A 13275-nucleotide genomic window follows, 5' to 3' on the forward strand; every position below is an offset into this window, starting at 1 on the left:
AACTTACTTCCTGGTTTTTTTATTGACATCCGGATTTGGAGGAGTTGGAATAGATGGAGAAAACAAAGGGGCTACTTCTTGTGGCTGAATAACCACGGTAGAAACTTTGGTTCTGCAAAAGTGGAATCCCAGCTGTTATGGTTTGCATCAGGATAAAGCGTAAATTTCACCTCTTTACCAATAATTTTTAATTGATTGGCGATTGCAGTAGAACCGGCTGGGGGTACCACATCATCCTTACCACCGTGGAAAATCCAAAGTGGAACATGCTTGTATTTTTCAACGTTTGCAATGTTATCACCTCCGCAGATGGAAAAGGCAGCGGCGAATGTTTTAGGTTTGCGTCTCAAAAGTTCAAGTGTGCCCATACCACCCATAGAAAGTCCGCCAACATAAACTTGTTGATGATCGATATAAGGTTTATCAAGAATATTATCAATCATTCCTAAAAGGGCTTTCATCGCTTTTGTAGGTTTTCCCCTTTTTTGATAATCGAAGATTCTTTTTCCGGTAGAATCAGAAGACATCTTCACGTTAGCCCAGAAGCTATCTTCTGAACATTGAGGGAAAACTATAATGGCGGGATATTGTTCACGGATATCTTTTCTCAAGAACAGCTTTCCGCCATGCAGTAATTGTTTTTCATTGTCATTTCCACGCTCTCCACTTCCATGAAGGAAAAACAGGACAGGATATTTTTGTTTTGGATCGAAGTGTTCAGGGAACAAGATACGGTAGGAGATACTGTCCTTGCCGTCAATAAAACTTCCTTTGTCGTATTTTTTGAAATCCTGAGCCATTGTTTGCAGGGTAAATAAGAGGGAGAACCAGAGAATTAATTTAAAATGCTTCATAGAACTAAATTAAAAAAACCCGCTTGAATATAAGCGGGTTTTAATGAATTAATGTTTATTTAACTGGCTAAGCCATTTATGGGTTAATAACCAGGACTCTGTACCAATTGACCCTTACTTCTGTCAATTTGATCTTGTGGTAATGGCCAGTACTCATCACGTGGTTTTAGACTGATACCTTTAAGGTAATCAAAGTAGGTACCTTCAAAAGCGAAGTAACTTTCCAGTGTGGTTTTAGCAACACCCCAGCGTACCAGGTCAAAGAACCTGTGGCCTTCCAATGCTAATTCTAATCTGCGTTCAGTACGAACAGCAGTTCTTGCATAATCAGCACTTGGGAAAGAAGGATAGGTGCTAACTTTGTAAGCGGCAGCAGGTTGCCCATTTGGAAGCAGCAAAGTAGGGATTTTTGAAGCGCGTTCTCTTACTGCGTTTACCAAAGTTAAAGCTCTTCCAAGGTCACCAGTCTCCACTGCACACTCTGCAGCCATCAGATAAATATCTGCAAGGCGAATTAGATTAACGTTTAATCCAGTAACATTTGGACTGCCAGGAGCAGCACCACTTGCAAACTGGGCAACTTCAATTGTATTTTTAACAGCAAGAAAAGGTCCGCCATTACTTGCATCACGAATCCAGGAATCACCAGGCATCAAACCCCAGTCACGAAATGGAACTCCTCTTCTGCCTAAGGTAGGGTCAATCCTTGGATCTAAAGCCAGCGTTGTATTCAAAGCGTAAGCAATTTTTGGATCTTTTGCTAATCCAAAATCAGAAATATAAGGCGTTGCGCGATAAGCCGCAACAGGTAATGGAAGGCCATCGGCATCTACTCTGAATGCATTTGCCAAATCAATTGTAGGCTGGAAGAAACCACAGCAATTAATTGGTGCATTGCCAGAAGGGAAATTTAACATGTCCCCAACGTTCCCGTTATCACCACCAGTACCATCTGTTCCTACAGAATTTTGTACAGTAACAATAGATTCCGGACCATCTTCTTTAGTAATATCGAAGTTGTCTGAATAAGCTAAATTGATAAGACTTGGCTTTGCAACTATGACAGCATTCAGCATAGCATAAGCTTCAGCATATCTTTTCTGATATAAAAATACCTTTCCAAGATAGGCCTGTGCCGCGTATTTATCCATACGGCTTTTTTCACCTTTTGGTTTTGTTACATTCAGGTTCGCTACCGCAAACTGAAGATCTTCTATGATGTTAGGATAAATATCTTTATCATTTGGTAAGATAGCTCCATTTGTAGCTTCAGTTACATAAGGTACAACTTTGAATATCCTTACTAAAAAGAAATAATAATGTGCACGAAGTATCCTGGCTTCACCCTGAATCTCTTTCGCTCGGGCATCATCAAATTTAGCGGTACCACCACCAGCCTGTAATGAGGCTAAAACTTTCAATGTGTTGTTGCAACGCTGAATACCTTCATAACATCTATCCCAGATATTAGAAAGATTATCATTCGTACTTGTTGGAGCGTGACGCTCTATCGCATTCATAAAGGGCTGATCACCATTACTACTGCCTTTATGGGCATTATCTGAAGCAACCTCACCAAATAACCACTGGCTGGGAGCCGCACCATAATTACCCCAGGTACCGCTTACATTACCATTAAGTAAACCATAAGCACCAACCAATAAACCTTCAACACCGTCCTGTGAAGTTAATTGCGGTATCGTCAGTTCGCCCTGCGGCTGAACCGTCAGAAATGACTTCTTGCAGGATAGCGTACTGCATATTATAAAGGATAGGAAAATATATTTTAAGTGTTTCATCTTTGTCTCTTTTAATTAAAATCCAACATTAATACCGATAAGAAATTGACGTGGCGTAGGATAAACTCCCTTGTCAATACCAAGTGCTGAGAATTGATCAGCTGGCATACCGCCACCAACAGAATTACTAGATTCTCTCGTTTGACTTACTTCAGGATCAAGACCAGTATACTTGGTGATCGTGAAAAGATTGGTCGCACTTACATAAACTCTCATTCTGCTGATACCGGATTTTGGACCAAATGCTTTAGCCGTTGGAATTGAATAACCAATCTGGATATTTTTCATTCTGAAAAAACTACCTTTTTGTACATAATAACTCGAAGAAGCAAATTCCAGGTCTGATGCTCCCACGTAAGACGAAGGGATCTGGCTTGAAGTATTGGTTGGGCTCCACGCATCTAACAATCTTGCGCTTTTTGCACCATCAAAAGATGGGAAATCCGTGAAGTAACGTGTTGCTTCGAAAATATCATTGCCCTGAACTCCATAAAAGAAAGCTGAAATATCGAAGTTTTTATAAGATGCGTTTAAATTGACACCATAGGTGAAGTCTGGATTTGGATCTCCAATAACCGTACGGTCTTTAGCATCAATTATGCCATCACCATTAATATCAGCATAGCGTAAACCACCCACTCTTGCCCCTGCATAAGATGGATTGTTTGCAATATCGGCAGCACTTTGATAGATCCCTGCTGTTTTGTATCCAAAGAATGAACCAAAAGGTGAACCTTCTTGTATTACACTAGTCTGTAAAGATCTATAGTTATTATACACCTGGTTGAAAATACCAGGAGCAAGCTTGTCGATTTTATTAACGTTTTTAGAGAAATTCAGGCCAATATCAAACTTAAAAGGGCTGTCAGATTTTCTTCCATAATGGTAGGCTGCATTAAGCTCAATTCCTTTATTGCTCATATCGCCGATATTTACATAAGGTGATGCAGACATTCCCACTACGCTTGAAGGTTGCGGAAGATTATAAAGCATATCGGTAGTTTTTTTACTGTACCAATCGGCCGATCCGTCAAACGCGCCATCCAATAAAGTGAAGTCAAGACCTACATTCAGTGATTTTACAGTTTCCCATTTGATGTCAGGGTTTTGAAAAGCCTTTTGCCAAACTCCAGTAGTCAGCTTGTTGCCTCCATTAGTAGCATATGCAGCATTAACAATTGAACTTTCAAACCTGTTAACGTACTGATTTGCTGGTATCCTCTGATTACCAGTTTGTCCATAACCTACACGGAATTTTAAATCAGATACCCACTTCACACTTTTCATAAAGTCCTCTTCAGAAATTCTCCATGCGGCACTTGCTGCAGGGAAATATCCATATTTGTTATTGGGACCAAAATTTGAAGAACCATCACGGCGAAGGGTTATACTAGCCAGATAACGGTCATGATAAGAATAGTCAACTTTTCCGAATAAAGAAAAGAGAGAGCCAAGGGCACCGTAACTAGAGTTATTGATGTTAGAAGAGCCAGTATTCAGGTAATAATAGTCCGGATTACCCAAAAGGAAGAAATCGTTTCTTCCACCACTAAGCTGACGGGAATTTGATTTAACAGCCTCTGACCCAACCAGTACATTCAATCTGTGCTTCTCATTGAATACTTTGCTATAGTTTAATGTATTTGACCAGGTCCATTCTGTATTATAACCCATGTATTCAGTTAAACTATTGGAGTTATTACCTTCTGAGAATTCCAGATTAGGATAGCGCATCGATAAACCGTTGTAGTTCTCATAACGCAGACCAAAATTAGTCTTTAATACAAGACCAGGTAAAATGTCACCTTCTCCATATACATTTCCGAAAAAGAAATTGCTTTTGTTTTTATTGTCTTTTGAGCGGTAAAGGACAGCCAATGGATTTTCAGCATTACCCAGCTGGCTACCTCTGCTACCAGCAAAATTTCCATTGATATCATATACAGGAATAATTGTTGGTATACGATAAGCCCAGCCCAATGCACTTCCCTGATCCTGGTAATCTCCAGCAGTGTTTTGATTTACGCCCATCCCATAACCTTCAGAATAGCTATATTGTATATTTTCACCAAAGCGTACTTTTTTGTTAAAGGCCGAAACGCTGGTATTGGATCTGACATTATAGCGCTTAAACCCTGTATACTTTAATGTTCCTTTCTGATCCAGATAACCGCCAGAAAGTGTATAAGTCGCATTTTCTCCACCGCCAGAGGCACTTAACTGGTAATTCTGAATAGGAGCTACGTCTGTAATCTCGTCGAACCAGTTAGTTCCCTGTTGATTTGCTTTTGTAATCTGGTAAAATTTATTAGGGTCGCGACTGTAATTATATTTTGAAGGATCTAAATCAGCAGCAGTAATTTCCTGACCTGTAGCCTGACCGGCAACCAAGTATTCCGGCAATGTCGGAACTGAACCTACTCCATAGTTTGTTCCCGCTGCAATCTTTTTTCCAGCATTGGTATAACCGTCGAATACATACTGTGCATATTGCTGAGGATTCATCATTTTTGGAAAACTACTTTTTCTTGGAGTCTGAGTACCATAATAAGAATCCAATGTAATTTTTGGTGCGCCCGCCACTCCTTTTTTAGTCGTGATAATTACAACACCATTGTTTGCTCTTGATCCATAGATGGAAGCCGAAGACGCATCTTTCAGTACCTGAAGACTTTCAATGTCATTTTGATTAAGCCATGATAATTTGCCTTCAAATGGTACCCCATCGATTACATAAAGAGGTTCGTTGTTGTTAATCGTACTTGTACCACGGATCCTGATTTGTGGTGTTGAACCTGGCGCACCATCGTTGATGATCTGCACACCAGTTGCCTTACCTTGTAAGGCTTCCACAGCACTTGCAGCTGGCTGGGCTTTTAAAAGGCCCATGTTTACCACTGCTACAGAACCCGTAAGATCCTTTTTACGTTGCGAAGAGTACCCCGTTACAATAACCTCAGTCAGGTTGTTGTTGTCGGCCAGTAAAATTACGCTGATATTGGTTTGTTTCCCAACCGGAATCTCTTTAGAGCCGTATCCAACAAAGGAAACAACAAGTACGTCAGTTGGTTTTACAAGAAGTGCGAATGCACCATTTCCGTCTGTGGTGGTACCACCCGGAGCATTTTTGATTTTAATGGAAGCGCCGATGACCGGTAATTTATCATCGCTGCCGATGACTTTTCCGGTGATTTTGCTTTGGGCCATTGCGCCGATAGCGAATGACAGGCCCAGGCACAAGAGAAGGAGAACCCTCTTGAAAAGTGGTAGATTTCGTTGCATAAGTTATATTTGGTTTAGTGAAGGGATATTAGTTATAAAGTTGTTTTATAGATTGTTTTTTTAAGGGTGAATAAATAGGTGTTTAGCGGTGGTAAATATTTAATACGTGTAGTTCTTACACTATATCTAAACTAAAGAAAGGAAAGATTAAATGCAATAGTTAAAAATTTTATTTTTTCTATTTCGGATATTCAAACCACAGCCGCTATCAATCAAGGTAAAATAAAAAGGTGGTGTTTTTGTTTTTAAATGAAAAAAGCCTCTCAGATATTATCTGAGAGGCTTTTTAAAATGATATTTTTAAAGTTTAAAACTAAATTTAGCTGTTGAAACGTCTCTTGAATTTGAACCAATAAAGACATTAAAGTCACCAGATTCAGCTGCAAATTTTAAATCAGAGTTATAAAACTTCAGCATTTCTGTGTCTATAGTAAACGTAATCTTCTTAGATTCACCCTTTTTCAGGAAGATCTTTTGGAAACCTTTTAGCTCTTTAACCGGGCGGGTCACAGAACCATAAATATCCTGAAGATATAATTGAACTATTTCATGACCATCAAATTTTCCTGTGTTTTTAACTGTAACAGTTGCTTGAATAGTCTGGCCACTTTTTAGTGCAGATTTATCTAATTTAATTGGAGAGAAATCGAAAAAGGTATAACTTAATCCGAAACCAAATGGGTATAGAGGATCATTTGAGCTATCAATATAACGTGACTTGAATTTCTCATTTGAAATACCATCATATGGGCGTCCAGTACTTTTATGGTTATAATATAGCGGGATCTGACCTACATTTCTTGGGAAAGTAGCTGTCAGTTTACCCGAAGGATTGTAATTACCAACCAATACATCAGCAATAGCATTTCCAGCTTCTGTACCACTAAACCAAGTTTCTAAAATAGCAGGAACATTGGCGTCTTCCCACTCCAGTGTCAACGGACGGCTGTTCATCAATACCAGAACGATCGGTTTACCCGTAGCCGATAAAGCTTTTAATAAATCTTTTTGATTCGGTAATAAATCAAGGTTTGTACGGCTTGTTGCCTCACCGCCCATGATTGCACTTTCACCTAAAACAACCACAGCGATATCAGCTTTTTGAGCTGCATTGACTGCCTCATCAATTAATTGCTTTGGTGATTTTGCATCTGCAGTGATATCAGCACCATTGGCATTGATCTGTTTTAAGATTGCTGGATTATCTACCAGGTTCGCACCTTTAGCATAAGTGATCTCCATATCAGGAGCGGCATTTTTTAAACCTTCAATTACACTGACAGCTTTTTTCCAGTCACCCGCTGCACTCCAGTTCCCAATCATGTCACGTTTATTATCAGCTAATGGGCCGATTAAAGCGATCTTTGCATTTCTCTTTAAAGGTAGCAACTGGTTGTTATTTTTCAACAACACCATAGAAGCAGCTGCGATGTTTTTGGCATCTAACCTGTTTTGTGCAGAAAGAATCTCTGTTTTTGCAAGTTCTTCATTCACATATTTGTAAGGATTTTCAAATAAACCCAATTTGTATTTTGATTCCAGAATCCTGCGGCAGGCCATGTCAATCACCTCTTCTGTGATTTTCTTTTCTTTCAAAGACTGCTTTAAAGTAGTCAGGAAACCTTCACTAACCATATCCATATCATTTCCAGCTTCCAGTGACCTTGCACTTACCGTTTGTAAATCACCCAGACCATGTGCAATCAGTTCACTCACACCTGTGTAATCACTCACTACAAAACCTTTGAAACCCCAGTCTTTACGTAATAAATCAGTTAATAACCATTTATTGGCAGTAGCCGGTGTGCCGTTAATATCATTGAAAGATACCATAACCGTTTCAGCACCTGCATCAATAGCTGCTTTATAAGGAGGCAAATATTCATTGTACATTCTGATCAGGCTCATGTCTGTTGTATTGTAATCTCTTCCGCCTTCAGCAGCACCATATAAAGCAAAGTGTTTCACACATGCCATAATCGCATCCTTATTGGAAAGACTATTGGTCTGATATCCTCTAACCATAGCCGCGCCGATTAAAGATCCTAAATAAGGATCTTCACCAGAACCTTCAGCGATTCTTCCCCATCTTGGATCTCTTGCGATATCCACCATAGGAGAGAAGGTCCAGTTTAATCCATCTGCACTAGCTTCTCTTGCAGCAATACGCGCACTTTTTTCAATTAAATCCATATCCCAGCTTGCACTTAGGCCTAAAGGAATAGGAAAGATCGTTTTATGACCATGTACCACATCATACCCAAATAACAAAGGGATTTTTAAACGTGATTTAGTCACGGCAAGCTTTTGTAATTTAAGTACTGCTTGTGGGGTGAATGTATTAAAAACACCTCCAACCAGGCCTTTTTCAATCTTTTCATTTACCCCTTGACTTAAAATCGGGCCTGTTACATCGAAACCAACCGCAGGAAGGTTCAGTTGTCCGATTTTTTCATCTACTGTCATTTTAGACATTAGATTGTCGATGAATGTATTCATCTTCTGGTCAGTCGCGCTTGCAGCTTTTTTCTGTTGTGCAACCAGAGAGTTTGCACTGAAAAGAGCCGCCAGGAAAAATAAGGAAGTCTTTGTTTTCATTTTAATATATTATCGTGTGATATTCAGTTTTATATAAATTATCTTAATTGACCCTTGTTACTTTTGATCTTTCAGATATTCCATTTTCATTAATTGCTTCTATGCAGAAGTAATAAGGTTTTTCTTTATCCATACCTTTATACCAGTATTCATTGGCCTGATAAACCAGGATACTATTGTATAACTTATCAGGTTCCGTACCCAGATAAATATTATATCCATAAGCACCAGCTACAGTATTCCATCGGATCCATGAATTTCTTTTGTCTTTTTCGGTTCTCAATACAGTGAAATCTTTAACAGCTGCTGGCTTTTCACCATTCCCATTTCCAAATACCCTTAATCCGCTGATTGCAAATTTGCCAGTTGGCATGTGAATATTCTCTAATTTGATATATCGGGCAGAAACCGGCTGATTCAGTTCTATATAATCATGCGGGACATCTTTCCGGTTTGCACTTTTATCCGCTAATATTTTCCAGCTTTTACCATCCACCGAATACCACAATTTATATTGATGATATATGTCATTTTGTTTCCCTAAAAATTCTGCATCCTGATCCGCATAATTTAGCTGTACCGCATTTACACGCGATACTTTTCCGAGATCAGACTGTATCCATTCTCCCTTTTTACCACTTGCTGCACTCCAGTAGGTCTTGATACTTTCGTCTACCGCTAAATTTGCTGTATAGCCACCCAACGTAGAAGAAACAACTACCGGCTTATTGTAATTCAGCAACATCCATCCTGTGAAACCAGACTTTAAATGATCCGCAGACTTATTCGGAAGATAATGCGGATAATCGCCAAAAGCGGCATCCATATACATCACATCATCCTGATCGAATCCTGCCGGCCAGATACCCAGCCTGCGTTCAAAATTGTTTTTTACAGAAACAACCATGGTAGAAACATGCCAGTAATTTTTCCATTTGTCCTGAAAAGTAGCCCCGTGTCCGGCACCCCTTGCAAAGCCGCCTGGTTTATAAGATAACGGTAATGACTGATGCTCAAATGGGCCAAGCGGACTCTTTGAAATTGCTACACCATCTGCATAACCGCTAAATTCTGTCGCAGGAGCACCATATTGTAAATAATACTTTCCATGATGCTTAGTCATCCATGCCCCTTCAATAAAAGGATCAAGAAAAGTATTGTCCAGGTTTTCACCGAAACGCTGCCAGCCGAACCTTTCATCATTCAACAACAGCAATTCTTTTCTTGTTCCGATCGGAGTAAAAGTTTTACGGTTCAGCTCTACACCATACAAAGGATATTGATTACTGCTGCCATTATACATATATAACTTTCCGTCCTCATCTACAAAATGTGCAGGATCCCAACCACCAATTTCAAATTCATGTACCGTTTCTTTCCAGGAATCTTTTTTCGGATCTGTACTCATCCAGATCGGGAAGTTTTTGGAATAAGTAGAACCAAAAACGAGCATGGTATCCCCCTGTATCCAAACTGAAGGCGCACATAAGTCATCATAAACCTTATGCTCCGGACGAAGGAAAGAACGGGAAACAAAATTCCAGTTGTATAAATCGGAACTCCACCAATAACCCATCTGATTCGTAGAAAACAAAAAATAATCTCCTTTATAATTTACAATCACAGGATCTGCTGTTGCACGGTGCTTTCCCTGTTCGGTAAAATGAGGAATAGGGGTATAGCCATAATCCAGATTGACCGGATTACAATAAGTCAGCTGCTTTTCCTGAGCGAATAAAGCGATACCCGAAATCAAGAAGCATAGCAGCAATAGCGTTCTTTTCATGACTGTTTTTATTTAGCGAAGGCGGAACTTTCAATACCTAACCTGTTCAATCCATTTTTAACATCAGGACTGCTCATAAATAACTTCCATAATAATCCGGTACGGTAGTTTTCTATCATACAGATAATCGGGCCCTGATCAATTGCCAAATGTGATTTCGCATACCAATTATGCTCCTCACTAAAACCATCTACAAAGCCATACTCACTCCAAATCTTGTCACCAAGATCAAAATAGAAATGCTTCAAAGCTTTCATCGAATATTCAGGCGTATAAGGGAAAGCTGATAAAGCAGCCGTTGGGCTGATCACACTTAAATCTTCCGAAGGAGAATGTGCAGCATAACCCTGCCAGCTATCACTTGCAGTTAATCCCCAGCTATTTTCACCATAACCTTTAAAATGTTTAGGATTCTCTATACAATAGGCACGATTGATTAACGTGTGGTTTTTATTCTGTTCAAAATAATCTGCGTAACGATCTTTCAATCCACGCGGATCCAGTCCTGTAAAGGAATATTGTGAAAAGAATAAGGGGCCGCCGAAATCAAAGCCAAGTGGTAATGTAATCCCTTCAAATTTCTTTCCGTTGAAGAAGGTATTGCTGTTTGCCCAGCCTTCTTCATAAACTTTTTTATCAATAGGGGATTTTGGAGAAGAAGCTGCCAGTACATAAGTGATAAAACATTCATTCCATCCTTTAATTGGATGGTTCATGCTCCAGCCATTGTTCGGACTCCAATGCCAGTATAAAACATTTTGTTGTTGTGTGAACCAGTTCCATTCCACGTCTTCCCACATCCAAAGAATTTTATTACGGATATCAGTCTCCACAGCATTGTCTGCTGTATAATATTGACGTGCCGTCAGTAAACCCTGGAAAAGTAAAGAGGTTTCCACCAGATCAGCACCGTCATCTTTAGGACTGAAACGGATCACCTTTCCTGTTTCGCCATTCAGCCAGTGCGGAAAAGCACCATGAAACTGATCAGCCTTATATAAAAAGTCTACAATTTTTTTAGTTCTTGCAGCAGCTTGTTCACGCGTGATAAATTTACGCTCAGCAGCTACAATAGTTGCCATAACGCCAAAACCAGTCCCGCCTGTAGTTACTACCTCATTGCCATATTCAAAAGCGACATTACTACGTTCGCGGGCCATTCCACTAACAGGATGACCAAAATCCCAGAAATACCGGAAAGTTTGTTTCTGTACTAAATCAAGAAGCTGGTCGTCAGTCAGTTTTTTCTGTATTTTCATTTCAGCTTTAATACCCTGAAATGCGACTTTGTTCTTTTGCGCTATCGCGTGAAAAGTAAGTGTTGTTAAAATAAGCAGGCTGAGTAAAGATTTTAATTTCATCGTTGGCTTTTAAATTACGTACAGGGTCGGAGCGATGTTAAAAGAGGTTACCAGGCTCAGCCTGGCAACCTCTCATTGGTATGTTTGATTTGAATTAATAACCCGGGTTTTGAACTAATACCCCACCGCTGAGGTCAACTTCTGTCTGAGGAATCGGCCAAACTTCATTTTTACCAGCTTTCCATCCTTTAGGACCGAAAACTGCTGTTCCTCTTCCCTGACGGATTACATCGAAGTAACGGTCAAATTCCATGGCTAACTCTACACGTCTTTCTTTGTAGATCGCTGCGCGTAAAGCCGTTTGGTCTGTGGTTGTTACCGCAGGTAAGATATCAGGATTACCCTGACGAGCTCTTCTTCTCACTTGTTCTAAGGAAGATAAAGCCTGACCAGAATTGCCCAGTTCGTTTGCTGCTTCTGCGTTCATTAATAAAACATCAGAATAGCGGATCATGCGTACATTTTGTTGTGCACCTTCATTGAAATTACTTACAAATAATTTGAAAGGAGAGTAAGATTTCATGTTGTACATTGGATTGTCACCAACTTTAGGGATTACATCACCTTCTGGAGTAGTTGTACCTCTGAACAGGATAGTACCTGATCTTCTTGGATCACCCGGTTCAAAAGCTGCAGCCAGATCAGGAGTAGGAACATTGAATCCCCATCCACCACCATCTACACCACTTGTTCCACGTGCACCTTGTACCTGAGAATACTGAGAGTTTGAAGCAGCTGGATTTCCTGGTACTAAAGCACACTGAATCTCAAATATTGATTCTGAACTGTTCTCATTCGCAATTCTGAAACTTTGTTCAAAATCAGGTAACAATGCATAACCTAAACCCATTACCTGGTTGGTATAGTTCAGTACATCACCCCATTTCTTTTGGTACATCGCTACTTTAGCATGTAAACTTAAAGCAGCACCTTTTGTTGCCCTGCCTAAATCTGCATCTCCGTATTTAGCTGGCAATACAGCTTCAGCTTCTGTTAAATCTTTTTCAATCTGCGCATAAACCTGTGCAACCGGAGTCTGTGGCAAGTTATAATCCTTGTTAGGATCTGTTGGGATATGCAGACGCAAAGGAATGTTACCAAAAGCACGAACCAATCTGAAATAAGAGAAAGCTCTTACAAATTTAGCTTCAGCCAGATATCTTGCTTTTAAAGCTTCATCCATTACAATTGCAGGTACATTATCCAATACCTGGTTTGTGTAGTTAATATTTCTATACTGACCACTCCAGAAACCAGCAATATTACCCTGTGCAGGATCTACCTTAAACTCATCGAAGTCCAGGAAAAAACTTGCATCACTAGGTGTACTACCTTTTTCTGCATCATCAGAACCCATACTTTCAATAGCAATAGCTGGAAAAGCTGTATTTTCCCATGAACGCAGGTTACCATAAATTGCATTGACACCTTTTCCAGCATCTTCAGCTGTTTTCCAGAAGACAGCACTATTTTGCTGACCTTGCTCAGGTACATTCAAAAAGCTCTTCTTACAAGCAGGGATTATAGCAATAGAAACGATTAAGCCTAAACCCAAAACCGTTTTTGTGTATATATTTTTATTTTGTATCATGACG

Annotated in this window: 7 protein-coding genes; all 7 read right to left on the minus strand. The window is 39.8% G+C overall.

What is annotated here, in order from left to right; all coding sequences use genetic code 11:
• Window positions 1-71 precede the first annotated feature (71 nt).
• Entirely contained in the window at window positions 72-854 is a 783-nt protein-coding gene (locus AY601_RS23725) for a prolyl oligopeptidase family serine peptidase (RefSeq protein ID WP_068406090.1), read from the minus strand.
• Window positions 855-937: 83 nt separating this feature from the next.
• Window positions 938-2653, minus strand: a complete 1716-nt coding sequence (locus AY601_RS23730; protein ID WP_068406093.1) for a RagB/SusD family nutrient uptake outer membrane protein — start codon at window positions 2651-2653, stop codon at window positions 938-940.
• 15 nt (window positions 2654-2668) lie between these two features.
• Window positions 2669-5935: a SusC/RagA family TonB-linked outer membrane protein gene (locus AY601_RS23735; RefSeq protein WP_084359432.1), complete on the minus strand. Its 3267-nt coding sequence runs from the start codon at window positions 5933-5935 to the stop codon at window positions 2669-2671.
• Between the two features lie 300 nt (window positions 5936-6235).
• Window positions 6236-8533, minus strand: a complete 2298-nt coding sequence (gene bglX, locus AY601_RS23740; RefSeq protein ID WP_068406099.1) for a beta-glucosidase BglX — start codon at window positions 8531-8533, stop codon at window positions 6236-6238.
• A gap of 43 nt (window positions 8534-8576) precedes the next feature.
• Entirely contained in the window at window positions 8577-10319 is a 1743-nt protein-coding gene (locus AY601_RS23745) for a family 43 glycosylhydrolase (RefSeq protein WP_068406102.1), read from the minus strand.
• Window positions 10320-10327: 8 nt separating this feature from the next.
• Window positions 10328-11680 (minus strand): glucoamylase family protein, encoded by a 1353-nt coding sequence (locus tag AY601_RS23750; RefSeq protein ID WP_068406105.1) that lies wholly within the window; start codon window positions 11678-11680, stop codon window positions 10328-10330.
• Between the two features lie 94 nt (window positions 11681-11774).
• Window positions 11775-13271, minus strand: a complete 1497-nt coding sequence (locus AY601_RS23755; protein WP_068406108.1) for a RagB/SusD family nutrient uptake outer membrane protein — start codon at window positions 13269-13271, stop codon at window positions 11775-11777.
• Window positions 13272-13275: the final 4 nt, after the last annotated feature.

The sequence above is a fragment of the Pedobacter cryoconitis genome, from assembly GCF_001590605.1.
Classification (GTDB): domain Bacteria; phylum Bacteroidota; class Bacteroidia; order Sphingobacteriales; family Sphingobacteriaceae; genus Pedobacter; species Pedobacter cryoconitis_A.